This is a genomic window from Actinomyces sp. 565, from assembly GCF_010365615.1.
Taxonomy (GTDB): Bacteria; Actinomycetota; Actinomycetes; order Actinomycetales; family Actinomycetaceae; genus Actinomyces.
The window spans coordinates 35,425-60,036 of the sequence record NZ_PIZD01000072.1 but is presented as its reverse complement, the minus strand read 5'-3'; the positions used below and the strand labels follow the sequence as shown (position 1 = coordinate 60,036).

Below are 24,612 nucleotides of genomic sequence, written 5' to 3'. Positions count from 1 at the left end.
GCCCTGGTGGTGGGGTGGTGTCGTGGTCGCAGTCGGTGACCGCGAGCGTGCATCCGGTGTGCTGGTATGAGCGCAGTGATACCGGGGCGGAGCGGGTGGAGTGGATCGAGTCGGGGAAGGCCGTTGAGTACCTGCGCTTCATCCATGGCGGCTCCTTGGACGAGTACAAGACTCACTTCCCCGACTACGAGTCCTATGCGGACGATACCGAGGGCCATTGGTATGTCCCGACCTGCTTGGAGCAGTACATGGCTGAGGACGATGACCGCGACTTTGCTGAGATTGAAGATGCCTACATGGCCGAGCATGATCCGGTGTATGTGCCCGCGGGCCAGGCTGCCCCGGAGCCCGAGATAGACGGGGCGACTCTGGCTCAGGCTGCGTGGGATGCGGTGACGATCCCGACCGCCACGATCGGCTACAACCCCATGGTCGGGGACATGCAGGCCACGATCGTGGGTTGGGATACCTGGGTGTGGGCCACCGGCGACACCCCCAAGGAAGTGACCGTGACGGCTACAGCGGGGTCTACTACCGCCACGATCACCGCCACCGCGAAGTGGTTAACGCTCCAGCCCAAGGACGGCACCGCCAAGTGCACCAGCTTCGGGATTCCCTGGAGTGAGGACAACGACGCCAAGGGCACCGACTGCAAGATCATCTTCAACCGCTCCAGCGCCCACTTCAAGGACAACGTCACCCCGGTAGACATCAAAGTGTCCTACGCGATCAACTACACCGCCAGCGACGGTGCCACCGGAACCATGGACACCCACACCACCAGCACAACCACCACCATCCCCGTGGCCGAGATCCAGACCCTCAACACCAGACCCACCACCGAACCATGAGATAGGGCCCACTTAGATCGGGCATACACGCGCGGCTACCCGGGAACAACCAATACAACTGTTCGATCTACAGACCTGAAGGAGTATGAAATGGTCGCCAACCTGAAGCGCCAAGCGCTAGAACGCCTGAGCGAACACACGTCAAGAAAGAACAGAGAACTTGGATTCTCCACGAACTCACCGTTCCTAGACCTGGCTCCGTGGGTGCGTTCGCCGGGGCAGAAGTACAGTTCGGCCATCAATTCGTCCGACACCTGGACGGGCCCGCTGGCGAACACCTCCGCCGAAGACACCGAGACCGACATTGACGCGGTCGACAAGATTTTCAGCGATCTGTTGGACGCGATAAACGCGGAGAAAAACTCGCTGCTTGAAGACATCGACGAAACCGACACCAACGCGTATTGGCCATACAAGAGCCAACAACAATAACAGCACTGCCGGCAACCGGGAAATCAGGGAGAAAGGCCCCACGTTATGGCCGTATTGTATTTGAATCCGGACAAGTTGGCAACCGCAATCCAGGATCTGCGCGACTTCGCCGACGATTGCTCTTCCGCCATAACCAGCATAAACAACAAATGCACAGACGAGCACAACCCCATCGATATTACCGACTTCCGAATCAGCGCCAACAACGCAATTGGCGCCGTCAACGCCAGGGCCGACCAACTGGCGAAGGCCAAAGACGCGATCGTGGCGGTCAACGACTCCGGCGTCGGCAGTATGACCGCCGACGGGGGCATCAGCTGTGAAGTCCCGGACGGCACCGTCATCAACACTGTTGCGGACTTGACGGCCTGGTCGCATGCCACTATCGACGCCCACGATCTGCAAGCCATTATCGACGGCTCGCCTGGTTTTCAATCCAATGGTCGTACCTATGACCAGGTCATCGCTGCCATACGGGAGCGCTCTGGCGATCCCGCCTATGCAGCCGCACTGGTTAACGCACTCGGCCCGGAAAATCTCACCAGCCTGCCGTTTGAGGTCCAGGAGCACTACACCGTCAGCGATGACACAGGTAAGCATGACCTGAAACCGGAGGCCAGCACGGAGCTGGCTGAACTGCTTGGCACTGTACTGGCCTCGGCCTCGACTACGTGGGACAACCAGACCTGCGAGTCTATGGCAACCATCATCAAGGAGTCCGTCGATGACAAGGGCGAGTGGGGGCGCATCACCGTACTGAACGCCATGCTCGGAGGACACGACGCCGACTCCAACCATGTCAATGATCTGGAGTTCAACAGCGCCTTCCTCACTGCCCTGGCAAACAGCCTAGACGACATCGACTGGAACGCCATCAAATCCCGCGCAGAACGCGCCACCGACCCCAACACCGACAGCTACACCGCCCGCTATGACAAGAAGGACCTCGGCCCCTACCTGGGAGGCCAGTCCTTCGACCCCCTTGCCGGGGTGCTGGATGCCATGGGCAACAATCCCCGGGCCGCCCTCGACTACCTCGCCAAGGCGTCCGAAAGCGGCGACGGGGCGGACATGACACTGCTAGAGGAGCTGTCCAAGCGCGACTGGGATGAGCAGGGATTCGCAGGCTTCACCGCAGCCTTGGCCGCAGCCTCCAGCCAACGTCCCTCGGATGATCCGACCACACGCAGGCGCGCCGACAACGTGGCCGGATACGGCATCCATTATCTGGTCGCCAACACAGATGAGGAAATCTACAACGACGACGCAAAGGCCCGCATCGGCGTACTTCTGGCGAACTGCCCCGCAGAACTCACTAGCGCCTGGGTTGGGGAGGATGCGCCCGGCGACCCAGATAGGCGTAAGGAATTGCCGGAAGCATCGGTGGACGACATTAATAAGCTGACTTATAGAGTCTCAGACTCTACAGACGCTGTCGCTACTATTGCAGCCCAACTCGGCGAGTACGCAAATAATCGAGCTCAACATAGAATCGAAGAGAATACAGGAGACCCCGACGCCCAAATCCTAGCAATTAACAACGCGTACCGGGACGTCAGCAAAGCGGTAGGTACCTTGGCGGGGATGGCCGACAGTAAAGCGGATGCCCTTAATGTCGATTCGTCCTCCAAGGCGGCCGCACACAGTCAGGCCGCTAAAACCGCAATAAGTGTGCTGACCACAGTGGCGGGAGCAGGATTAGGGTCGGTGCTACCAGGAGGAACAGCAGGAGGCGCAAAAACCGGGTTAACTATAGCAAACACGGTCTTGAGTCCCCTAGTGAATTTCGATGCCGATCAGGTTGAGTCAGCAGCTCCTGAGAGTTTGAAGGAAAACATGTGGGCGGCGGCCGTCCAGGACGCGGCTAACGCGGGCCTACTAAACCCCGACGACTACACCATTGATACCTCTGATTCTGGCGTGCCATACTCTTGGATGGTGTCCAATGAGGACGGTAGTCGCGGTATCGATATATCGGCTGCAGGCGAAGACGTCGATGTGCCTGGGCAGATGCGTGCATGGTCTCGTAGAGCAGTAACCATAACCAACGACCCCATGTTTGATAAGGTCACCGATGACTTTGATGAGAGTTATACGTCCGGTTATGATTCCGGGAGTAAGTACGGTGGCTGATGGGTGTGTGCCGGTCGGCCACGACTGGTTTGTGCGCGGTTGCGGTCGCCGTTTCCGTCTTGGGGCGGCTGCGGTGGTGCTTGCAGCTGGGCTGGTGGCGTCGGGGTGTGCTGCCGGCACGGGCGCGGTGACGGGGGCGTCTGGGACTTCCGTCTCCGCTGATGCCGCGGACATGGTTTCCTCTGGTGGGCGGGCGGCGCAGGAGCTCTCGGACGCGGCCCGCGGCACCGGCACCGGGGGTGTCGGGGTGGGGGACCTGGTTCAGGCCGCCGCACCGCATGCCTCTGACCCGGTGTGGGCCAATGACTTCATCACCGCCCTGGGGCCAGACAACCTGGCCGGCCTGCCCCTGGCCGGCGCCGTTCCCGACGGCCAGGCACTCGCCCGCCTGCTCGGCCGGATCCTCGCTGCGGCATCCACCACCTGGGACGAAACCACCCGCGAGTCCGTAGCCGCCGTCATCGCCGGATCCGTAGCGGACAAGGGCCAGTGGGGGCGCATCACCGCCCTCAACGCGATCTTGACGGCCCCCACCAGCACGCAAGCCGACACCACTGGCACCCAGCCAGTCGGCACCGTCGGCGGTAAGGAGGCCGGCAGCGCCGCAGGCGCCGGCGGCGGGTTCGCCCCCGGGTTCCTGACCGCCCTGGCCGACGAGCTGGCGGGCATAGACCCCGACACGATCCACCGCTACCGCGGCTACGCCAACACCAGCTACCCCGACCTGGCCCCCCTCGGCAAACGGGCCATCGGCGGCTACCTGACCGGCTACTCCTTCGACCCCCTGACCGGAGTACTGGAAGCCATCGCCGCACACCCCCAAACCACCCTGCACTACCTCACCAGCACCCCCGCCAGCGGCGGCGGGCCGCGCCTGGAGCAGCTGTCCCAGCGCCAGTGGGACCAGGCCGGCCTGGCCGCCTACACCACCGCCATCGCCGCAGCCACAACCCTGCGCACCAGCACCAACACCGATGTCCGACACCGGGCCGACCAGCTCGCCGGCCAAGCCATAACGTATCTGGCCACCAGCACCACCGAGGACCACTACACCCCCGCCACCGAAACCGCCATCGCCAACCTGCTGGCCAACAGCCCCGCCGAGGTCACCTGCGCCTTGAACCACAACAACCCCGACAGGTCCTGGCGAACCCCCACCTGCGACCAGAACAACAACTGGTTCGAGCACCTGCTGGCCGACGACGAGCCCATCAACCCCGCCCCAATCACCACCCTGGCCTGGCGCATTACCGACACCCCCGAAACCACCAGCACCATCGCCAAAGCCATAGCCCACCACGCACACACCCAAGCACAAACCAACCTCAACACCACCACCAGCCCCACACCCGGCACCGCCAATGACGACTACGACCCAAGAGTCGACGCCATCAACATCCCCTACCAACGAGCCGTCTACGCCATCAGCTACCTCGCCGGCCTCACCGAGAACAAGACCGGCACCAGCACCTACAACCACGCCCTCATCACCGGCCACACCACAGACGAAAACCAACTATTCGCCATGGCCGTCCAGGACGCCGCTAACGCCGACCTGCTGGACCCCGAGGACTACACCATCACCGGCTACAACGACTACACCGGTAAAAGGGCGAAGACCTTCACTTGGATCGTCACCAGACCCGACGGCACCCACACCATCGACCTATCAAAAGCCGACGACCCCACCATGGCCGCGGACGAAGTGGACGCGTGGGTCGACATGGTCCAAACCGGTATCGGCGACTACGTGTTCAAAGACATCACCGACGACTTCGGCAACGGCTACATGCATGGTCACCGATCCGGGAGCGCTTACACTGCGGAATCATGACCGCTCAGGCCCGCATAAGCCAAGAGGCTGTCATTCCGACCGTTCAATCGCCCCGCTGCGATTCCGCCACAATGGCCGCAGCGGCATCATAGGCGGCCCGCACCTGCGGCTGCGGCTCGGCGGTCAGGTGCTCGACCGGGCCGAGTTCCCACGTGGGCGGCTCCTCGCCCCCGGCGAGCACCCAGGCCGCCTGCTTGGCGGCGCCGTTGGCTACGTACTCGCCGGGCTCGGGCACGTCCACCGGTACGCCGAGCACGGCCGGGGCGAGCTCCCGGGCACAGGCCCACTTCACTCCCCCGCCCACGAGCGTGACGGCGTCGACCTCAACCGCCTGGCCGCGCACGGCGTCGACGCACGCCCCCATCAGGCACAGCAGCCCCTCGACGGCGGCGCGCGCATAGTTCGCGGGAGTCAGCGAAGTCAGCGTCATGCCGGTGAGCATGCCGGTGGCCTCCGGCAGATTCGGGGTGCGCTCCCCCTCCAGGTACGGCACGTGCACCAGCCCGGCGGCACCCGGCTCGGCAGACAATGCGAGCCGGTCGAACTCGTCGTACGAGACTCCCAGCACCTGCTTGGCGGCATCCAGGATGCGGGCGGCATTCAGCGTGCAGGCCAACGGCAGGAAGGCCCCGGTGGCGTCGGCAAAACCGGTGACCAGCCCGGAGGCGTCGTGGGTGGGAGTTGCCGAGACCGCGGCAACCACGCCGGAGGTACCCAGGGACACGCTGGTAGCGCCCGGGCGCAGGCCGAGTCCGAGGGCGGCGCCGGCATTGTCGCCGCAGCCGGGACCGAGCACCAGGTGGCTCAGATCCCGCTCGCCGCCAGACGGCGCGGTGAAGACCCCGCCGCGGCCGGCCTCCTCGTGTGGGCCGACTACGCGCGGCAATACGATTCCGGCGACTTCATCCTCACTGCGGCGCAGGGCGAGCGCGAGCAGATCGCGGCGATAGTTGTTGTCCACGGAGTCGAAGTAGCCCGTGCCCGAGGCGTCGGAGCGGTCGGTGACCAGGGTGTCCAGCGAGGTGGCGCCGGACAGCTTCCAGGTGAGCCAGTCGTGCGGCAGGCAGATGGCTGCGATGCGGGCGGCATTCTCGGGCTCGTGGTCGGCCAGCCAGCGCAGCTTGGTGATGGTGAGGGAGGCCACGAGCACCGAGCCGACGGCGTCGGCCCAGGCCTTGGCCCCGGCGGCTTCGTCGCCGTCGCCGAGCTCGCGGATCAGGTCGCGGGCGGCGCCGGCGCTGCGGGTGTCGTTCCACAGGAGGGCGGGGCGGATCACCTCGCCGTCGGCGTCGAGCACCACCATGCCGTGCTGCTGGCCGCCCACGCTCAGGGCGGCAACGTCGTCAAGCCCGCCGACGGCGTCGATCACCTCATTGAGCGCGGCCCACCAGTGATCGGGGTGGACCTCGGAGCCGTCCGGGTGCGAGGCCTTCGCCTCACGGACCAGGGCGCCGGTGGCGGCGTCACGGACGACGAGCTTGCAGGACTGCGTCGAGGAGTCGACGCCGGCGACGAGAGGCATGAATTTCCTTCCGCGTTGAAGGCCGGCCGGCCGTGGACGGTTGCCCAGCCCACGGCCGACCACTGATTGATCTTCGGATTCGGTTGGATTGTTGGTACGAGCGGCGGTCAGCTGATGAGGTGCTGAACAGCCTTCTCGTGCAGGTTGACGAAGTGGTAATCGCGTGCGGCGGCGGCCTCGGCGTCGAAGTCCTCGTAGGCGCTGCGGTCGGCGAGCAGGTCGGCGATCGTCTCCCCCTCGGCCAGGGTCGGCTCAGCCAGCTCGTAGATGCCGGAAAGCTTCAGGGCCTCCTGGGCCTCCGGGTCGGCGCGGAAGGCGCGGGCCTTGTCCGCCAGCTGGATGAACATCTCCATGTTGGCGGCCGCGGACTCCCACACGCCCTCAATGCCGTCGGTGCGAGAGGGCTTGTAGTCGAAGTGGATCGGCCCGTCGTAGCGGGGGCCGCCGCTGGGGAAGCCGTTGACCAGCAGGTCCACGGTGAAGAAGGCACTGAGCAGGTCGCCGTGCCCGAAGACCAGGTCCTGGTCATACTTCAGGCCCTTCTGGCCGTTGAGGTCGATGTGGAAGAGCTTGCCGGCGTTCAGCGCCTGCGCCAGGGCGTGGGTGTAGTTCAGGCCCGCCATCTGCTCGTGGCCCACCTCGGGGTTCAGGCCGACGACGTCGCCGTTGTCCAGCTCGGCGATCAGCGCCAGGGCGTGGCCGACGGTGGGCAGGAAGATGTCACCGCGGGGCTCGTTCGGCTTCGGCTCCAGGCCGATGCGCAGGTTGTAGCCCTGGTCCTTGATGTACTGGGCGACCGTGTCCAGGCCCTCCTTGTAGCGGTCGAAGACGGCGCCCAGGTCCTTGGAGGAGTCGTACTCAGCACCCTCGCGGCCACCCCACATGACGAAGGTGGTGGCGCCGAGCTCGGCCGCCAGGTCCACGTTGCGCAGGATCTTGCGCAGGCCGAAGCGGCGGATGGAGCGGTCGTTGTTGGTCAGGCCACCGTCCTTGAAGATCGGGTGGGTGAAGGTGTTGGTGGTGACCATCTCGATGGTCAGGCCCGTGGCGTCCACCGTGTCCTTGAGCTTACTGACGATCTTCGCCCGCTCGGCGTCGGTGGCGTCGAAGGGGAAGACGTCATTGTCGTGGAAAGTGATGCCCCAGGCGCCAAGTTCGGCGAGCTTCTCGGCATACTCCCAGGGCTTGAGCGCGGTGCGGGTGGTGTCCCCAAAGGGGTCGGCCGCCAGCCAGCCGACGGTCCACAGGCCGAATGAGAACTTGTCTTCCTTGGTGGGCTTACGAACCATGGTTCCTCCTCGAGCCGGATTTGTTCGCTGACGCAACTATGGCACAGCCGTGCGGTATGGTCAAGGCGTGTCTCGAGCCAACACGACGTCGGAGTCGCCCCCCTCCCTCACCTCCCGCACCCAAGCGCCGGCCGCGCCTATCTCGGCCCGGCAGTCCAGCTTGCGCACCGCCAACCTCGCGCTGCTGGCCGGCCACGTGTTCGCCGCTCCCGAGCCCGTCTCGCGCGCCGACGTCGCCGCCGCAACCGGCATGACCCGCTCCACCGCCTCACGGCTGGCCGATGACCTCGTCGCCGCCGGCATCCTCACCGAGCTGGATCCGTCGCCCGCATCCGGCCCCGGCCGGCCGGCCGTGCCGCTGGCGCCCGCTCGGGGCACCTTCGTGGCCGTCGGCCTGGAAGTGAATGTCTCGCGCATGGCGGTGCGGGCGATAGACCTGTCAGGCCAGGTACTGGCCGAACGAGTGGTGCTGGATGACCTGGAGGCCTCCGACCCGGCGCGGGTGCTCCCCCGCCTGGCGGAGCTGGCCACGGATGTGTTGGCCCTCGACGCCGTAAGGCATGCGCGCAAGGTTGGTGCAGCGATCGCACTACCCGGACTGGTTTCGCACGAGACCCTGCTGCGCGCCCCCAACCTGGGGTGGGAGCGGATCGATCCGCGGCGATACCTGGCGGCGGCGCTCGAAGCCGACGGCCTGGTGCTGCGCCTGGGCAATGAGGCGAATTTCGGTGCCCTCACCGCGGGCCGCACCCGCCCCGCAGCACCTCATTCAGACCCGTCTTACATTTACCTCTCCGGCGAGAACGGCATCGGAGCCGGGATCGTGCGCGACGGGCAAGTCATGTTGGGCGCCTCAGGTTTCGCCGGGGAGATCGGCCATATTCAGGTTGATCCCACCGGGCCACTGTGCACCTGCGGCAACCGCGGCTGCGTGGAGCGCTACGCGGGGCGCCGCCTTATTCTGGCTGCCGCTGGCCTTGACGAGGCCGCGGCGCCGGAAGAGCTGGTAACCGCATGGGAGTCCGCGGCTCCCGCCGCGCGGCAGGCCGTCACCCGGGCCGCGCAGGCGCTCGGCGTCGGGCTGAGCGCCGCCATCAACGTCCTGGACATCCCCACCGTGATCCTGGGCGGGCACCTCGCCCCACTGGCCGAGATCCTGCGCCCTGAATTGGAGGCGGAGCTACGGCAGCGCGTGCTGTCATCCCGGTGGTCCGTACCCCAGGTGATCACGACCTCCCAGGACCAGACGCCAGCCGTAACCGGCGCGGCCTGGTCGCTGCTGGAGGAGGTTGTCGCCGACCCCGCGACCTGGATCTGACCATCCGCCTCCTCTACCCCAACAGCCCCCTCCCCTCACCGAAATCGGCACTAGTTACGTACCGAGATCGGCAGATATGACGTACGGGCCACCCGTATAGGATTGCCCACGTGGGCGAGGACGGCACGCGGGGCGACGTCGAGCTGCTGCTGCGGGTGGCGCGGTTGTACTACGAGCAGCACCTCACCCAGGCTGACATCGCCCGCGAGATCGGCTATTCGCGCCCCAGCGTCTCGCGCCTGCTAAACCGCGCCCGCGAGCAGGGCATCGTGCACATCACGATCTCCCACCCCTTGGAGCACATTCTCTCGGTGGAGAAGCGCCTGCGCGAGAGACTGCCGCTCAGGGCAGTCCGAGTCGCCGAGGCCAACGGGACCGACGTGATCGGTGCCGTCGGACAGGCCGCCGCCGAGCTGCTAATCGACTCGGTCGCAAACGGGCAGGTCGTCGCCGTCGGCAACGGGCGCTCAATCCAGGCCGCCGCCCAGCGCATCCCGCAGATCCCGCGAGTGGACTGCACCATAGTCCAACTGCTCGGCTCGATCCCCGGCGGCCTGCCCTCCTGGGGCCGGGATGCGCCGACCATCTGCACCCGCATCGCCAGCCAGCTGGGCGCGAAGGTGTCCCGTATGCCGGTGCCACTGATCGTCGACAATCCCTCACTGCTGCGGCCACTCATGCGCGAGGAGAAGGTGGCCACCACCCTGGCACTGGCAGCCCGTGCAGATGTGGCACTCGTCGGCGTGGCCGGGGTGGAGGCGAAGGGCGCGGGCAACATCCTGGCCGAGTACCTCACCCCGGACGTGCGCGAGGCCATTCGTACGGGTGGAGCGGTGGGGCACATCCTTGACCACCATTACGACGCCGCCGGAAACCCCGTTCCCACTCCGCTGACACCGCGCACCCTGGCGCTACCGCTGGACGAGCTGCGGCGCATCCCGCTGGTCATTGGAGCGGCCGGCGGTGAGGACAAGGTGGAGGCGATCGTCGGCGCCATCCGGGGCGGCATCCTGAGCGCGTTGGCCACCGACTACCAGACCGCCCTGTCAATCCTCGACATGCTCTGAAACTGGTGGCCACCCGGCGTACCGGGCCCGGAGAGGGATGAAGAGCAAGCAAAAGGCCCAGATCTGGCGGACGGCCATTGAAACTGTTCCGCCGATGATCTGGGCCCTCGCGGCTCTGCTCAGCGTCCTGCTAGGCCGCTGAGATCAACATCCCGGATGTCTCCGGGGAGTCGGGCGGTTACCGCCGCTCGGCTCCCCACAATGGTCTCACATCGCAAGCCATCGGCGCCAGCCTTCTTCACCGGCCGCCGCCCCCGCTAATCCGTTTCCGCCTGCGCAACCGCGGCACGCTTGCGGTGGTAGAGCAGGTAGGCACCCACGCGTGCGCGCAGGCTCGGGCGCACTTCCTGCGGCCAGCGGCGGGCGACGTAGGAGACGGCGTCATCCACCTCCAGCCGCTGCGTGGAATTGCCCACGCGGACCCATAGTTCGGTACCGCCATTGCCCTTGGGACCCTTGAGGTACACGGGCACGGGCGAGGGCGGCACCGTCACCCGGCATACCTCACCGGCCCCGTCCGCGGCCGCCGCGAAGTCCAGACGCGGCAGCGCCGCGGCGTTCGTCCCCAACCGCACTCGCCACAGGCTGCGCAGGAAGAGCTCGAAGCGGTCGGCGTCGGGCTGACGCAGGGTGGCGTAGTCCGGGTCCAGGCCGATCAGCCGCCCGTCGTCGTCGACGCCCAGCAGCAGGGTCCCGCCCCGGGAGTTGAGGAAGGCGGCCACGGTCTTGGCCACAACCGTCTCCATGGCGTCGTCGCGCTTGCCGGTGTGCATGTTGACTCGGGCGGAGGATTTCAGCTCCAGACGCTCCGACTCGCCCCGCCGGGCCACCTCGGCGATCGGGTCCAACGGCGGCTCGTGCTGGATGCGGGTTATGACCAGCGCGGTCAGTCCCACCACGATCACGGCGACGACGACGGCGGAGGCCAGCATCCGCGGCGCCCATAAGTAGTCCTCGTTGAACAGCCACGCGCCCCCGGCGAACCCGGCCCACAGGCCGATCAGAGCGGTGAGGGTGGCGGTGGATGTGGAGATACGTGCCCGCCGCCGCACCAGGTGGGAGGCGAAACGGCCGGCCAGGTAGGCCACGAGCAGCGCCGCCGGCTGAATAAGGACGGCGAACAGTAGCACCGGGCTGCGCGGCGCCGGCGGGAGCGCGGTGGAGTTGAGCGGCAGGACGCTAAGCAGGCCTGTGAACGAGACGGGCATGGTGCCCCAGCGTAGGGCAGTACGCTCAGCCGCGATCCCGCAGGTGCCGAGCCAGCAGCGTCAGGTCGGCGGGACTCAACCGGTCCGCGGCGTTCAGGTGGTGCCAGAACGGGTACGGCAAGCCGGTTGCGCTGACCTGTTCCAGCCGCTCCATCTCCTCAGCAGTGAGCGCCAAGTCGGCAGCACCGAGATTCTGCTGCAACTGCTGCTCATTGCGCGCCCCCACGATCACCGAGGTGACCGCCGACTTGGCCAGAACGTAGGCAAGAGCCACCTGACTGGGTGCGACGCCGTGCCCGTCGGCGATCGCCACGAGTTCCTCGACGATGTCGTAGAGGACTTCGACGTCATACACCGGCGGCTCGTCCCAGCCCTCCACGTGGCGGCTGCCGACGGGCGCGTCGACTCCGCGGCGGTACTTGCCGGTCAGCAGCCCGCCTGCCAGCGGGCTCCACACCAGGATGCCTATGCCCTGGTCCACCGCGGCGGGTACGATCTCGTGCTCGATATCCCGGGTCTGTACGGAGTAGTGCACCTGGTTGCTGACGAACGGGGTCAGGCCGTGACGGTCGGCGGTCCACAGGGACTTCATCATGTGCCAGGCCGCATAGTTGGAGCAGCCGATGTAGCGCACCTTGCCCGCGTGCACCAGATCGTCCAGGGCGGTAAGCGTCTCCTCCAGGGGCGTGACCCCGTCCCACTCGTGCACCTGGTAGAGGTCGATGTGGTCAGTGCCCAGGCGGCGCAGGCTCGCCTCCACGCTGCGCATGATGTGGTGCCGGGAAAGGCCGGCGTCATTGGGGCCCTCCCCCATGGGCATCCGCACCTTGGTGGCGATCAGGACGTCCTCGCGGTCCGCGCCGAGCGCCTTGCCGAGGATCTCCTCGGACAGTCCGGCGGAGTACATGTCGGCGGTGTCGAAGAGGTTCACTCCGGCGTCGCGTGCGATGTCGATTTGCCGACGCGCTCCGTCCACATCAATCTGACCCACCGTGCGCGCGAACCCGGTGCCGCCAAAACCCATGGTGCCCAGGGTGATGGTCGAGACCCGTAGGCCGCTTTTGCCAAGCTGTCTGTATTCCATGACACATACGGTACGACTCGATCTGCGGGGGCGGAAGGGGCTCTCGGCACCTCCCACCCCCGTGGATCCGCGACCCTCAGGCCGCCCAGGCGGCCAGCCCCTCGAAGATGAGGCGGCCGACGACGGAGCCGCCGTCGAGCACCCCAATGCTGCGGGAGGCGGAGTATGCGGCGCGTCCGTGCACGGCCTCCATCTCCCGGGTGGACTCCGATCCCTGGGCGGCCGCCTCGGCGGCGCGCCGCAGCAGCTCGCTCAAAGCGGTCTCACCTCCGGCGACGGCGCCCTCGGTGAGCGCCGTCGTCCCGGGCACGAGCGCGTCCAGGATGGTCTTCTCCCCCGGCTTGGACTCGGCCTTGTCCATGATGGCCTCCACGCCCGCCTGCAGGGCCTGCGCGGCAGTGACGACGTCGGCCTCGGTCTTGCCGCGCAGCGCTCGTGCCATACCCATCATCCCGAAGCTGAGGATGGTTCCCAGTGACGACGGCGCCGCGCCGTTGAAGGCCTTGGCCGCCCCGCGCAGGAGCTGCCCGAGGTCGGTCTGCTCCTGGGCGGCCAGGTACTCGGCCAGTGCCCGGAAGCCGTCCTCCATGGAGATACCCAGGTCGCCGTCCCCACTGACCTGATCCAGGGACACCAGGTAGTCCCGGTTGGTGGCCATCAGGACGCTGATTTCACCGGCGATTGCCGCAAGTGACTCACGGTTCAGCATGTGGGCCTCACTTGTTGGAGTTGGTGTAGAAGGGCGTGGTGGCCGGGGCGCGCAGCAGTTCCTTCAGCTCGGCGTCGAGCTTGAACACGGACACTGACAGCCCGGCCATCTCCATGGAGGTGGCGAACTCGCCCACATGGGGCATGACTACCGTGACTCCGCGTTCGGCCAGCAGGGCGTGCACGGAGCGGTACACGATTAGTTGTTCCTCCAGCGGTGTGCCACCCAGGCCGTTGATCATCACCGAGACCTCGTCCCCGGCATCCAGCGGCATGTCAGCCGCGATGGTCTCCAGGATGAGGCGGGCGATCTCCTCGGCGGTCATCATGGGGCGCACCTCGATGCCGGCCTCCCCGTGGATGCCCATGCCGATCTCGATCTGCCCCTCCTGGATGGTGAAGGTCGGCTCACCGACCTTGGGGACAATGCACGGTGATAGTGCCACACCCATGGTGCGGATGTTGTCCAGGGCGCGGGCGGTGACGGCGGTGACCTCATCGAGTGTCATCATCTTCTCGGCGGCGGCCCCGGCGATCTTGAACGCGTAGACCAGCCCGGCCACGCCCCGCCGCTTGTCGGCGCGCTCCTTCGGAGAGCTGGCGACGTCGTCGCGGCCGAGCAGCTGCCGGGTCTCGATATCGTCGAACTCGACGTCCTCGCAGGCCATGCGGAAGTTGAAGACGTCGCCGTTGTAGTTGCCGTACAGGCACAGGACGCCGGCGCCGCGGTCGCAGGCGCGGATCATGTCGGCCATCTTCTCGGCGGCCGGTGAGGCGAAGACCTCCCCGACGGCGCATCCGTCAAGCATGCCCTGCCCGACGTAGCCGAGGAACAGGGGCAGGTGCCCGCTGCCGCCGGCGGTGACGACGCCGACCTTGCCCTCCGGCGCCGGGTAGCGTGAGACGAGCACCCGGAAGTCGCCGTCGAGCAGGGCGACACGGTCGCCGTAGGCCGCTTCGATGCCCTCCATGGTGTCGCGGACGAAGCTGTCCGCGCTGTTGAGTATCTTCTTCATGCTTGCCTCCCAGAGTTCTACGTGCCGTCTCAGTGCTGGTTGGGGAAGGTGATCTCCGCCGGATACGCCCACTTCTGGAGCTCCTCGGTGGCGAAGGACTCGGGCTCGACGCCGCCGTTGGCCGTGAGCGCCTGGTGGTAGAGCTGGGCGAGCTCCTCGATGTAGGCGGCCTTGAGGTAGGCCTCGTACAGGTTGCGGGAGTCGACGGCGACGGCGCCGTGCTTCTCCAGCAGCACGCAGTCGGCCTCGCGCACGGCCTGACGCACCGAGGCGGCCAGCTCGGGGGTGCCGGGGCGGCCGTACGGGGCCACGGGAATGCGCGCCCGGCTCAGCCCCAGGTTGGCGACCTCGTAGACGATGGCGGGGATCGGCTTGTTCAGCAGCGCGAAGGAGGTGGCGTAGGCCGAGTGGGTGTGCACGATGGCCACCAGCTCGGGACGCTCCTTGTAGATCTCCAGGTGCATGAGCACCTCGCTGGTGGGTCGCAGGCCGGATTCGTTCTCGACGACGTGGGCGTCGAGGTCCATGACCACCACGTCGCGCGGGGTCAAAAGGTCACGGTCCAGGGAAGTGGGCGAGGCGACCAGCAGGCCGGTTTCGGCGTCGCGGATGGAGAAGTTGCCGGACTTGTGCTTGCACAGCCCGTCGTGCTGCGCCCGCTTGGCGATCTCGCACAGTTCCTTCTTCAGGGTTTCAAGCATGAGTGTTCTACTTTCTGGTTTCGATGGATTCTCGGGTGTTGATCAGGGCCGCGGCGGCGGTGGGTCACCGCCGTCGCCTGGGTCAGTCACCTCAGACGGTGACTCCGGCCTCGACGGCGGCCGCGCGCGCCTCGTTGCGCTCCTTGATCAGGCTGCGCGAGTACGCCGCGAAGCAGACCAGCCAGGCCACGAAGATGAGCAGCGGAATGAAGTTCCCGTCGAGGACTTGCATGAGGTGGGACAGCGCGTAGGTGAAGATGGGCGCGTCGATGGAGGAGTTGGAGATCATCTGCCCGGCGGACAGCTCCACCGCCCTGGTGGAGTTGGCCAACTCGGTCATGAACGGGGCGAAGGCGGTGCCCACCCACAGGAACACGGGCGCGAAGATCGTGCACTGGATGAGCATCCGGATGATGTTGCCCTTGCTGGCGAAGTAGGCCGCCACCGCGATGCAGATGTTGATGATGCCCGCAAAGGGGAGAATGCCGTTGCCGGGCAGGAAGAAGGCGTAGGCGAGGGTCACCGGGATGGTCCAGATGACGGCGATCCAGATCTCGTTGGCGCCGCCGAGGAAGGGCCAGTCGAGCCCGACGAACAGCTGCCGGTCGTTGAAGCGCTTGCGCATGTACTCGGAGATCGCGTTCGAGATCGGCTCGAGCGCCTGCATGAAGTACTTGGAGATGACCGGGAACAGGGTCAGCGCCGTCGCGGCCTGAATGCCGAGCGTCAAAATGGCGGCGACGTCAAACCGGGCGAGGACGCCGAACAGGATGCCGAGGATGAAGCCCAGCACGTGGTTCTCGGCGAAGATGCCGAGCTTGTCGCGCAGGTCGGCGGCGTTGAACGAGCGGTCGAGCCCGGGGATCTTGCGCAGCAGCCAGTCGATCGGGTACATGGGGGCGGCCAGGAACACCATGCGGTGGGTGATCGTCACGCCCGGGATGCCGGTCATGGTTTCCACCCGGTGCTGGTGGAAGTCCGCGGTCTTCAGCTCGAAGACCACCTGAATGGCCGCGATGACAAATGCCAGCCACACCATTCCGGTTATGTAGTACACGGCGACGGCGGTGAAGATCTTGCCCCACACATTCCACAGGTCCGCGTTGAAGGTCTCGGTCTGCTTCAGCAGGATCAGCACGATGTTGATGCCGATCACCAGTGGGAACATCAGGAAGGCATACGGCCACGACCAGGAGATCGTGGACATCGTCGTCCACCCGCCGTCGGTGATGGGCAGGTCCACGCCGATGGTGTCCGACATGGCCTGAGCGGCCGGCGTGATCGCCTCGGTCATGTAGCTGATGAGCATGGTCATGCCGGAGAAGGCCACGCCCAGGGTGATGCCCGCGGAGATGGCGTCCTTCACCTTCATCCGGACGATTAGGCCGGCGATGATGATGATTATGGGGACGAAGATGGCGGCCCCGAGCGAGAGCAGGAAGTTGACGGAGTCCTGAAGGATTTGCATGTCAGTTGCTCCCGGAGGACTTAATGGCCTCGATCAGCTTGGCCAGCTCCTGGTCCTGCCCCATGCCGGTCAGGAACGCGATCCCGTTGATGACAGGGACGGAGCGGGGCTTGTTCTCCCGCACGATGGTGATGTAGGCGGCGGCGTCGGCCAGGTGGCGGTCGACGGACTTCAGGTCGACGGCCTGGACGTCGGCGTCGACCTTGGCCTCCTTCAGCAGGCGACTGACCTTGCTGGCAACCGTCTGGGATGTGGCGACGCCGCTGCCGCAGGCGACTACTACTTTTGCGGTCATGGTGGGTTCTCCTTGTGAGTGGGTGGGTGTGGGGTGTGGGTGTTTCCGGCTCAGGCGGCCTCGATGCCGGACATGCCGGAAAGCACCCGGTAGTACTCGTCCGGGGTCTGCGCCGCGCTCAGCTGCTCCATGAAGGCCGGGTCCTGGAAGGCCTGCAGCATGATTTGCAGTACCTCCACGTGGCGGTCCTCCTGCACGAAGCCGAGGACGAAGATGAAGCGAACCGGGTGGACGACGTCGTCGTTGCCCATCTCCCGCCAGTCAATCGGCCTGGCCAGGCGCACCGAGGCGATGAAGGGCTGGACGATGTGTTCGACGTCGGAGTGGGGGATGGCGACCGCCTCCGGCATGGTTGGGAGCGCGGTCGGGTACTTGCGCTCCCGCTCTGCCAGCGCGCCGCAGAAGGTGTCCTTGATGTATCCCGCGCGCAGGAGCTCCGCCGCGATCCGTTCGAAGAACTCCTGCTGGTCATTCACCTCCCAGTCGAGGCGGATCAGGTCGGGCTTGAGCAGATCCAGCTGCATCGCTGCCATCTCCTTGCGTCTCGTCTTCGAGTACCAGGGTCCGGACGAGGTCCGGACACCTCGGGAAACTAGCGGCAAGTGCCCGCAGAAAACACCCCTTCGGCGAGCATATGTTCACCAAAGGGCTATCAGATCTGCGCGCCCAGTCGGCGATATGGCGCCAATCACCAGGCGATTTCCCGGTCGCACCGGCGCGCATTCACATCCATTTATGAACATTCGTTCATCACCCTATCGGCTCGGCGTAGCGCCAGGCGCGGCCCCGGCAGCACCGGGGACGGCAGCGCCCGGCCCCACGCCCGCCCGCAGGGGCCCGGGCGGCGGCGCACTCGGGCTGCGCAGGACCTCACACCCGCACCGCTCGCCCGGCGCCGGCGCGCACCTCCACGACACCCTTGACGCCCACCCGCCGGACCACCACCTACCGCCGTTTGTCTTTTCGAGATACATTTATCGCGTGCAAGCTCGCATGCACGTTCATCCCCCGCGCACCAGCTCCGCGGCAGGCGCCATGCGGCGGCGCTCCGGCTCCGCCCAGCGCAGCCGCGCCCGTGGCGGCGCTGGCGCGCGCACCTGTGTGCTCCGCTTCGTCTTGCCCGGCGGGCCGCTCGCGTGGATGATGCATCCAGCTTCCGCAGCGTGCGCGCTCACCGACCGGGCGCACGCTGGCACCAGCGCCTGCACTGCAGGCAACTCCGCAGACCGCTAGACAATCAATCAGACGACCGACCAGACGATCAACAAAGGAGCTGCCCATGAGCACCGAGCCCCTCGAGCTCACCGACCTGGACCTCAAGGCCATTAACGTCGCCAAGGCGCTGGCCGCCGACGCCGTGGAGGCGGCGGGCTCTGGTCACCCCGGCACGCCAATCTCGCTGGCACCAGTGGCCCACCTGCTCTACCAGTACGAGCTGCGCCACGACCCCGCCGACCCGAACTGGCTGGGCCGCGACCGCTTCGTCCTGTCCGCCGGGCACGCCTCCCTGCTGCAGTACTGCCAGCTGTTCCTGACCGGCTACGGCATCCCTATGGAGGGCTTCACCCACTTCCGCTCCCCCGCCGGCCTGCCCGGGCACCCCGAGTTCGGATACACCCCCGGGGTTGAGACCACCACCGGCCCGCTGGGCGCGGGCTTTTCCAATGCCGTCGGCCTGGCCATCGCGGCCCGCCGCGAGCACGGCCTGTTCGAGCCGGACGCCGCCGACGGCGCCTCCCTGTTCGACCACTTCGTGTACACGATCATGGGCGACGGCTGCATGCAGGAGGGCGTCGCCTCCGAGGCCGCCTCTCTGGCCGGCACCCTGCAGCTGGGCAACCTGATCGCCATCTATGACGACAACGACATCTCCATCGAGGGCGACACCGATATCTCCTTCACCGAGGACCCCTCCAAGCGCTTCGAGGCCTACGGCTGGCAGGTGCTCGACGTCGACTGGAAGGCCGGCGGCGCCTACCACGAGGACCTGCAGGCCCTGCACGAGGCGCTGGTGGCGGCACGTGCGGAGACCAAGCGCCCAACGATGATCCGCCTGCACACGATCATCGCCTGGCCCTCCCCCACCAAGCAGGGCTCGGAGGACTCTCACGGCGCCAAGCTCGGCTCCGAGGAGGTCGCCGGGCTGAAGACCGCCCTGGGGCTGGACCCGCAGGCATCCTTCCAGCTGCCCGACGACGTTCTTGCCTTCACCCGCTCGCACGCCGCCGAGCGCGCCGCGGCCGAGCGCGCCGACTGGGACGCCCGCTTCGCCGCCTGGCAGCAGGCCGCCCCCGAGCGGGCCGCCCTGCTGGAGCGGCTACAGGCAGGCAAGCTGGATGCGGGCCTGGACGCCGCACTGCCGGTGTGGGAGGTGGGTGACGCCCTGGCCACGCGTGCGGCCTCCGGCAAGACGCTCACGGCCCTGGCGCCGGTGGCCCCGGAGCTGTGGGGCGGGTCCGCGGACCTGGCCGGCTCGAACAACACCACCATGGCCGGGGAGCCCTCCTTCCTGCCCGCCGACCTGGCTCGTTCCGACGGTGACGGCCCCTACGGGCGCACCCTGCACTTCGGCATCCGCGAGCACGCCATGGGCGGGATTCTCAACGGCATCGCACTGGACCGTCTGACCCGCCCGTACGGGGGCACCTTCATGGTGTTCTCCGACTACATGCGCCCGGCCGTGCGCCTGGCGGCGCTGATGGGGCTGGGCTCCATCTTCGTGTGGACGCACGACTCCATCGGCGTGGGCGAGGACGGCCCCACCCACCAGCCGATTGAGCACCTGGCCGCGCTGCGCGCCATCCCGGGCCTGGCGGTGGTCCGTCCCGCTGACGCCAATGAGACGGCGGCCGCGTGGGCGGAGATCCTGCGCCGCCCGGAGGGCCCGGCCGGAATCGTGCTGTCCCGGCAGAACCTGACCGTCCACGCTGATGCCGAGACCGCCCGCGCCGGTGTGCACCGCGGCGCTTACGTGCTGGCCGAGGCCACGGATGCTGCTGGCACCGAGGTCTCCTCCGCGGTGGTGCTGGTCGCCACCGGCTCCGAGGTGGGCGTGGCCATGGACGCCCGCGAGGTGCTGCAGGCCGAGGGCACGCCCACCCGCGTGGTCTCCGCCCCCTGCCTGGAGTGGTTCGCCCAGCAGGACGAGGCCTACCGGGCCTCGGTGCTGCCCGAGGCGGGCGTGCGGGTGTCCATCGAGGCCGGCTCGGCCATGGGCTGGCGCGAGATTGTTGGCGACGACGGCCTGATCGTCTCCCTGGACCGCTTCGGCGCCTCCGCGCCCGGCACGCAGCTGTTCAAGGAGTACGGCTTCACCGGCGAGGCGGTAGCGGCGCGGGTGCGCGAGGCCCTGGCCCGCGCCTGACAGGCGGCCACTACGGCGCGGGCGGACCACCTTAACGGGTTGTCCGCCCGCGCCTGATTATCAACTCAGCTCGCCCACGCCCGATGGGCGTGTTCGTCCTACCGACAGGCCCAGACACCACGAGTCGCGTTCCACGACCCCCGGGAAGTTCCACGACCTTGGTGTGCTTTCCACGACCACCCCGGGGTCGTGCAACAAGCACCAGGGTCGTGGAACGCAACCCCCAACCGCGGGCACGCGCCGAGCGCCGCCGGTGCGCCGCGCCTAGAAGCAGGCGAGCGGCCCCGCCGGGCCCGCGATCACCTGGATGGGGGTGCCGAAGACGGCGGTGAGCACGTCGTCGCGCATGATCTCCGCCGGCGGGCCGAAGCGGAACACGCTCCCGTCCTTCAGGGCGCAGATGCGGTCGGCGTAGCGGGCCGCGAAGTTGATGTCGTGCAGGACGATCAGCACGGTACGGCCGAACTCCCGGGCGGCGCGCTCCAGGTGGTTCATCATCTCCACGCTGTGGGCGATGTCCAGGTTGTTCAGGGGCTCGTCCAGCAGCACGTAGTCGGTCTCCTGGCACAGCACCATGGCCACGTAGGCGCGCTGCCGCTGACCGCCGGACAGCTCGTCCAGGTGGCGCCCCTCCAACTCGCCCAGGCCGAAGAAGTCGATGTAGCGGGAGATGATGCGCTCGTCGTCGGCCGTGAGTCGCCCACGGGAGTAGGGGAAGCGGCCGAAGCCCACCAGCTGGCGCACGGTCAGCCGGGTGATGAAGTGATTCTCCTGCCGCAGGATGGACAGCGCCCGCGCCAGGTCCGCCGACTTGGTGGAGGAAACGTCCAGCCCGGCCACGCGCACCGCGCCCTCGTCGATCCCCAGCAGGCGCCCCACCATGGTCAGCAGGGTGGACTTGCCCGCCCCGTTGGGGCCGATGAAGGCGGTGATGCCGCCCGCGGGCAGCTCCAGGCTGACCGGGCCGATGGCGACCTCGGAGTTGTAGACCTTGCGCACTTCGTCCAGCTCGATCACAGGCGCCCCTTTCTGAGTACGACGGCGAGGAACACCGAGCCGCCCACCAGCTCGATGATGATGGAGACGACGCCCTGGGCGTAGAACACGTGGCGCATGATGAAGTAGGCACCCGTGAGCACGAGCAGTCCCAGGCTGGCGGCCATGGGGAACAGGTAGCGGTGGTCGTAGGTGCCCGAAAGCTGGTAGGACAGGGTCGCCACCAGGAAGCCGAGGAAGGTCATGGGGCCGACCAGTGCCGTCGAGGTGGCCATGAGCACCGAGACCAGCACCAGCACGCCGATGGTGGCGCGGGTGTGGCTCAGGCCCAGGCCGGTGGCCGTGTCCCGCCCCAGCGCGATCACGTTGAGCCGACGCGAGCAGAGCATCAGGGCCGCGCTCGCCGCGAGCGCCAGGGGGATGGCGATCGGGTAGTACTCGGGATCGGCGTTGGCGATGGAGCCGAACAGCCGGGCCGAGAGCAGGTCGAACTCGCTGGGGGTGAGCAGGCGCTGCATGAAGGTGGTGACGCTGCCCAGCGCGGAGCCGATGACGATGCCGATCAGCAGCATCGAGTACAGGTTGCGCGCGCCGCCGGTCAGCAGCCAGGAGTACAGCAGCAGGGACAGCCCCACCATGAGCGCCAGCCGCAGGGCGAACATGGGGGCGGTGCGGGTGGCGGTCAGGCCGGTGGCCCCGAAGAAGAAGATGGTGGCGGTCTGGATGGCCCGATACAGGGACTCGAATCCCATGATCGACGGCGTGATGACGCGGTTGCCGGTGGCGGTCTGGAAGGCGATGGTGGCCATGGCCTGGCATACGGCCACCACGATCATGGCGACGACGGCGTCCAGGCGCCGCTCGGCGATCAGCCAGATGCCGCGGGTCCCCGGCGCCATCGGGTTCCTCCACACCAGCAGGCCGACGGCGAAGCAGACGGCCAGGCCGGTCACCCCCAGGTAGGTCAGCCACCAGCGACGGCGGGCGGCGGGCGTGGCGAAGGCGCCCGAGCGGCGGGCAGCGGGACTGCTCGTGGCCGCGCTGGGATCGGTGGGGGCGCCCGGTGTCGCGCCCGTGCCGGCGGGGGCGCCCCGTGTCTCGCCACCCGCGGGGTGGCCAGTGACCGGAGCGGCAGTGACCGACGTCGTCGGCGCCGCGGAGGCTTCGGGGCTCATGCTCCTCCCCTCCCGGTCTGGCGGATGATCAAGGCGATGAACACCGCGGCCCCCACCAGGCCCAGCACCACAGCCACCGGAATCTCAAAGGGGGCGATGATGGTGCGGGCCAGCAGGTCGCAGGCGGTGACGAGCCCGATGCCCACCAGGCACACCCAGGGCAGGTTGGAGCGCAGGTCGTCCCCGCGGTGCATGGACACCAGGTTGGGGACGATCAGCCCCAGAAAGGGCAGCGAGCCGACCACCACGGTGACGGTGCCGGTGGCCACGGCCACCAGAGCGGTGCCGATCAGCACGGTGCGCCGGTAGTCGACGCCGATGTTGGTGGCCACGTCCTGCCCCAGGCCGACGGCGGTGAGGCGGTCGGCGTAGTGGAAGATCGCGGCCACGACCCCCACCACGATCCACAGCACCTCGTACTGGCCCCGGTACACCGAGGTGAAGCTGCCCTGGAACCACACCCCCAGGGACTGCAGCATGTCGGTCTGCAGGGCGAAGAAGGTGGACACGGCGCTGACCACCGCCCCCAGCATCATGCCGATGATCGGCACCAGCAGGGAGGAGCGCAGGGAGACCCGCCGCAGCAGCAGGAAGAACACCGTGGTGCCCAGGAACGCGGCCACCACCGCGCCGGCCATACGCCCCAGCACGCTGGCGCGCGGGAAGAGCACCATGACCGCCAGCAGGCCCAGCCCGGCCCACTCGGTGGTGCCGGTAGTGGTCGGCTCCACGAAGCGGTTCTGGGTGATCAGCTGCATCACCAGGCCGGACATGCTCATGGCCGCCCCGGCCAGCACCAGCGCCAGCGTGCGCGGGACGCGGACATTGCGGAACATCTCCCAGCCGTCCGCGTGGGACAGGATCGAGTACTGGCCGGTGGCCAGGCTCAGGCCCAGCAGAACCACCACCACTACCAGCCCGACCGCGAGCCCCCGGCTGACCAGGGGCTCGCGGGTGCGGGCGGCGGCGTCAGTAGCGCGGCCAGCCGGTGCGTCCGACCTAGAGAGCTGCCGAGTGCTCAGTTCTGTGCACCTTCGAAGGCGTCGGCAATCGAGTTGAGGATCTCCGTGTAGGTGATGATCGACTCGTTGGTGTAGGTGTCCTCCGGGGCGTAGACGATCTGCCCGGCGCCGACCGCGGTGACGTTCTGCAGCGCGGCGTTGCCGGCGATCACATCCGCGGCGGGCGTGTAATTGGCGTCATCCGCGGAAATGGCCGCGTCGCGGTCCATGACGAAGATCCAGTCCGGGTTGGACTCGGCGATCTGCTCCACGGAGACGTCGTCTCCCTGGTGGTCATCGGTGGAGCCCTGAACCTCAAGGGCGGGCTCCAGCTCGAGCAGGTCGAACAGTGGTCCCCAGGTGCGTCCGGTGGTGGGGCCGGAGTAGCCGATCTCCCCGCCGGAGACGATCACCGCCATGACCTTCGAGGAGCCGTCGTAGGCGTTCTTGGCGCGCTCCAGGGCAGTGTCGAAATCAGTTATGAGCGCCTCGGCCTCGGTCTCCTTGCCGAAGACCTGCCCCAGGGCGGTCACCTGGCGCTTGAGCTCGGCGTCGAAGGACTCACCGTCACGGGGCTCAAGGTCCAGTAGGGCGGCGTCCGGGGTGAGCTCCGCAATGGAGTCGTACTGGTCGGCGAAGCGCTGGCCGATGATCACCAGGTCCGGCTCCGCCGCGACCAGGGCCTCCAGGTCGGGCTCGCGGTGGTTGCCCATGTCGGCGACGTCGTCGCTGTCATAGGCGGTGATCGAGGAGGGGATGAGCTGCTTGGGAGCGGCCACCAGGGGCACTCCCCACTCGGCCAGCACCTCGAAGGTGCGGTTATCGGTCGAGGCGGCCCGCTGCACGGGCAGGGCGATCTCCACGCTGCCGTGGTTGTCGTCGATGGTGACCGCCGTTGGCTGGGCGGAGGCCTGCGAGGTTGCAACCGTTGCGGCGCCGTCGGCTGCGGCGGTGGAGCTGGAGGTGGATGCGGTGTCCGTGGATCCGGAGCAGCCTGCCAGCGCCAGGCTGACAGTCGCAGACAGGGCCAGGAGCACGGGGAGTTTGCGAGACATGTGTTCCTTCGGGATGGTAGGGCTCGCGCGGAACGGCCCACGCGAGTGGTGCAGGCAACCTTCACCAACTTAGGTCAGGTTCACCTACGTGAGGC

General features: G+C 67.3%; 21 protein-coding genes. 7 read left to right on the top strand and 14 right to left on the bottom strand.

Translation table 11 applies throughout. The features are described from left to right. The 4 genes from GZ997_RS12890 to GZ997_RS12035 form a co-directional block, all read left to right on the top strand. A partial coding sequence (locus GZ997_RS12890; protein ID WP_238994448.1) for a hypothetical protein occupies window positions 1–851 on the top strand: 851 nt, incomplete at its 5' end. Between the two features lie 90 nt (window positions 852–941). Continuing rightward, the gene (locus tag GZ997_RS12045) at window positions 942–1,283 is read left to right on the top strand and encodes a hypothetical protein (RefSeq protein ID WP_162680059.1); all 342 of its coding nucleotides are present in this window, start codon (window positions 942–944) and stop codon (window positions 1,281–1,283) included. Between the two features lie 45 nt (window positions 1,284–1,328). Beyond that, a complete protein-coding gene (locus GZ997_RS12040; RefSeq protein WP_162680058.1) occupies window positions 1,329–3,416 on the top strand; it encodes a DUF6571 family protein in 2,088 nt (695 codons plus the stop codon). Further along, window positions 3,358–5,250, top strand: a complete 1,893-nt coding sequence (locus GZ997_RS12035) for a DUF6571 family protein (protein ID WP_343212338.1) — start codon at window positions 3,358–3,360, stop codon at window positions 5,248–5,250. Before GZ997_RS12040 ends, GZ997_RS12035 begins: the two co-directional genes overlap by 59 nt. Before the next feature lie 43 nt (window positions 5,251–5,293). Here GZ997_RS12035 and GZ997_RS12030 read toward each other — a convergent pair whose 3' ends face one another. Together GZ997_RS12030 and xylA are read right to left on the bottom strand one after the other, a co-directional pair. After that, window positions 5,294–6,772, bottom strand: a complete 1,479-nt coding sequence (locus tag GZ997_RS12030) for an FGGY family carbohydrate kinase (RefSeq protein WP_162680056.1) — start codon at window positions 6,770–6,772, stop codon at window positions 5,294–5,296. A gap of 107 nt (window positions 6,773–6,879) precedes the next feature. After that, window positions 6,880–8,061: a xylose isomerase gene (xylA, locus tag GZ997_RS12025; RefSeq protein WP_162680055.1), complete on the bottom strand. Its 1,182-nt coding sequence runs from the start codon at window positions 8,059–8,061 to the stop codon at window positions 6,880–6,882. Window positions 8,062–8,128: 67 nt separating this feature from the next. Here xylA and GZ997_RS12020 point away from each other — a divergent pair, with 67 nt between their 5' ends. Further along, a complete protein-coding gene (locus GZ997_RS12020) occupies window positions 8,129–9,379 on the top strand; it encodes an ROK family transcriptional regulator (RefSeq protein ID WP_343212337.1) in 1,251 nt (416 codons plus the stop codon). 110 nt (window positions 9,380–9,489) lie between these two features. Then, the gene (locus GZ997_RS12015; RefSeq protein WP_162680053.1) at window positions 9,490–10,446 is read left to right on the top strand and encodes a sugar-binding domain-containing protein; all 957 of its coding nucleotides are present in this window, start codon (window positions 9,490–9,492) and stop codon (window positions 10,444–10,446) included. Window positions 10,447–10,703: 257 nt separating this feature from the next. Here GZ997_RS12015 and GZ997_RS12010 read toward each other — a convergent pair whose 3' ends face one another. The 8 genes from GZ997_RS12010 to GZ997_RS11975 all read right to left on the bottom strand — a co-directional run bounded on the left by GZ997_RS12010 (window position 10,704) and on the right by GZ997_RS11975 (window position 17,459). Beyond that, window positions 10,704–11,654, bottom strand: coding sequence for an ATP-binding protein (locus tag GZ997_RS12010; RefSeq protein WP_162680052.1), 951 nt, complete (start codon window positions 11,652–11,654; stop codon window positions 10,704–10,706). A 25-nt stretch (window positions 11,655–11,679) separates the two neighbouring features. Beyond that, the gene (locus GZ997_RS12005) at window positions 11,680–12,738 is read right to left on the bottom strand and encodes an aldo/keto reductase (RefSeq protein WP_162680051.1); all 1,059 of its coding nucleotides are present in this window, start codon (window positions 12,736–12,738) and stop codon (window positions 11,680–11,682) included. Window positions 12,739–12,814: 76 nt separating this feature from the next. Then, window positions 12,815–13,447 (bottom strand): dihydroxyacetone kinase subunit L, encoded by a 633-nt coding sequence (locus tag GZ997_RS12000; RefSeq protein ID WP_203234247.1) that lies wholly within the window; start codon window positions 13,445–13,447, stop codon window positions 12,815–12,817. 7 nt (window positions 13,448–13,454) lie between these two features. Continuing rightward, complete coding sequence (locus GZ997_RS11995) at window positions 13,455–14,462, bottom strand: dihydroxyacetone kinase subunit DhaK (protein ID WP_162680050.1); 1,008 nt, start codon at window positions 14,460–14,462, stop codon at window positions 13,455–13,457. Window positions 14,463–14,491: 29 nt separating this feature from the next. Continuing rightward, window positions 14,492–15,163 (bottom strand): class II aldolase/adducin family protein, encoded by a 672-nt coding sequence (locus GZ997_RS11990; RefSeq protein ID WP_161924834.1) that lies wholly within the window; start codon window positions 15,161–15,163, stop codon window positions 14,492–14,494. 91 nt (window positions 15,164–15,254) lie between these two features. Then, window positions 15,255–16,631, bottom strand: a complete 1,377-nt coding sequence (locus GZ997_RS11985) for a PTS transporter subunit IIC (protein ID WP_162680049.1) — start codon at window positions 16,629–16,631, stop codon at window positions 15,255–15,257. A 1-nt stretch (window position 16,632) separates the two neighbouring features. Beyond that, a complete protein-coding gene (locus GZ997_RS11980) occupies window positions 16,633–16,926 on the bottom strand; it encodes a PTS sugar transporter subunit IIB (protein WP_161924836.1) in 294 nt (97 codons plus the stop codon). 50 nt (window positions 16,927–16,976) lie between these two features. Further along, window positions 16,977–17,459, bottom strand: a complete 483-nt coding sequence (locus GZ997_RS11975; RefSeq protein ID WP_162680048.1) for a PTS sugar transporter subunit IIA — start codon at window positions 17,457–17,459, stop codon at window positions 16,977–16,979. A 746-nt stretch (window positions 17,460–18,205) separates the two neighbouring features. On the opposite strand from GZ997_RS11975, the gene tkt reads away from it, so the two are divergent. Further along, on the top strand, window positions 18,206–20,290 hold the full coding sequence (gene tkt / locus GZ997_RS11970; RefSeq protein ID WP_161924838.1) for a transketolase: 2,085 nt from the start codon (window positions 18,206–18,208) through the stop codon (window positions 20,288–20,290). A 264-nt stretch (window positions 20,291–20,554) separates the two neighbouring features. Here tkt and GZ997_RS12885 read toward each other — a convergent pair whose 3' ends face one another. The 4 genes from GZ997_RS12885 to GZ997_RS11950 all read right to left on the bottom strand — a co-directional run bounded on the left by GZ997_RS12885 (window position 20,555) and on the right by GZ997_RS11950 (window position 24,517). Continuing rightward, window positions 20,555–21,307 (bottom strand): ATP-binding cassette domain-containing protein, encoded by a 753-nt coding sequence (locus tag GZ997_RS12885; RefSeq protein ID WP_162680047.1) that lies wholly within the window; start codon window positions 21,305–21,307, stop codon window positions 20,555–20,557. Beyond that, window positions 21,304–22,461, bottom strand: coding sequence for an iron chelate uptake ABC transporter family permease subunit (locus GZ997_RS12880; protein ID WP_162680046.1), 1,158 nt, complete (start codon window positions 22,459–22,461; stop codon window positions 21,304–21,306). The genes GZ997_RS12885 and GZ997_RS12880 overlap by 4 nt, the downstream gene beginning before the upstream one ends. Beyond that, entirely contained in the window at window positions 22,458–23,366 is a 909-nt protein-coding gene (locus tag GZ997_RS11955) for an iron chelate uptake ABC transporter family permease subunit (protein WP_343212336.1), read from the bottom strand. Before GZ997_RS11955 ends, GZ997_RS12880 begins: the two co-directional genes overlap by 4 nt. A 113-nt stretch (window positions 23,367–23,479) precedes the next feature. Beyond that, complete coding sequence (locus tag GZ997_RS11950; RefSeq protein WP_161924842.1) at window positions 23,480–24,517, bottom strand: ABC transporter substrate-binding protein; 1,038 nt, start codon at window positions 24,515–24,517, stop codon at window positions 23,480–23,482. Window positions 24,518–24,612: the final 95 nt, after the last annotated feature.

Excerpts from the sequence above, each read along its gene's own strand:
- GZ997_RS12030 (WP_162680056.1), bottom strand. The coding sequence starts at position 6,772 with ATGCCTCTCGTCGCCGGCGTCGACTCCTCGACGCAGTCCTGCAAGCTC.
- GZ997_RS12880 (WP_162680046.1), bottom strand. The coding sequence starts at position 22,461 with ATGAGCCCCGAAGCCTCCGCGGCGCCGACGACGTCGGTCACTGCCGCT.
- GZ997_RS12040 (WP_162680058.1), top strand. The coding sequence starts at position 1,329 with ATGGCCGTATTGTATTTGAATCCGGACAAGTTGGCAACCGCAATCCAG.
- xylA (WP_162680055.1), bottom strand. The coding sequence starts at position 8,061 with ATGGTTCGTAAGCCCACCAAGGAAGACAAGTTCTCATTCGGCCTGTGG.
- GZ997_RS12045 (WP_162680059.1), top strand. The coding sequence starts at position 942 with ATGGTCGCCAACCTGAAGCGCCAAGCGCTAGAACGCCTGAGCGAACAC.
- GZ997_RS12035 (WP_343212338.1), top strand. The coding sequence starts at position 3,358 with ATGACTTTGATGAGAGTTATACGTCCGGTTATGATTCCGGGAGTAAGT.
- GZ997_RS11985 (WP_162680049.1), bottom strand. The coding sequence starts at position 16,631 with ATGCAAATCCTTCAGGACTCCGTCAACTTCCTGCTCTCGCTCGGGGCC.
- tkt (WP_161924838.1), top strand. The coding sequence starts at position 18,206 with ATGAGCACCGAGCCCCTCGAGCTCACCGACCTGGACCTCAAGGCCATT.
- GZ997_RS11995 (WP_162680050.1), bottom strand. The coding sequence starts at position 14,462 with ATGAAGAAGATACTCAACAGCGCGGACAGCTTCGTCCGCGACACCATG.
- GZ997_RS11950 (WP_161924842.1), bottom strand. The coding sequence starts at position 24,517 with ATGTCTCGCAAACTCCCCGTGCTCCTGGCCCTGTCTGCGACTGTCAGC.
- GZ997_RS12010 (WP_162680052.1), bottom strand. The coding sequence starts at position 11,654 with ATGCCCGTCTCGTTCACAGGCCTGCTTAGCGTCCTGCCGCTCAACTCC.
- GZ997_RS11980 (WP_161924836.1), bottom strand. The coding sequence starts at position 16,926 with ATGACCGCAAAAGTAGTAGTCGCCTGCGGCAGCGGCGTCGCCACATCC.
- GZ997_RS11990 (WP_161924834.1), bottom strand. The coding sequence starts at position 15,163 with ATGCTTGAAACCCTGAAGAAGGAACTGTGCGAGATCGCCAAGCGGGCG.
- GZ997_RS12000 (WP_203234247.1), bottom strand. The coding sequence starts at position 13,447 with ATGCTGAACCGTGAGTCACTTGCGGCAATCGCCGGTGAAATCAGCGTC.
- GZ997_RS12005 (WP_162680051.1), bottom strand. The coding sequence starts at position 12,738 with ATGGAATACAGACAGCTTGGCAAAAGCGGCCTACGGGTCTCGACCATC.
- GZ997_RS11975 (WP_162680048.1), bottom strand. The coding sequence starts at position 17,459 with ATGGCAGCGATGCAGCTGGATCTGCTCAAGCCCGACCTGATCCGCCTC.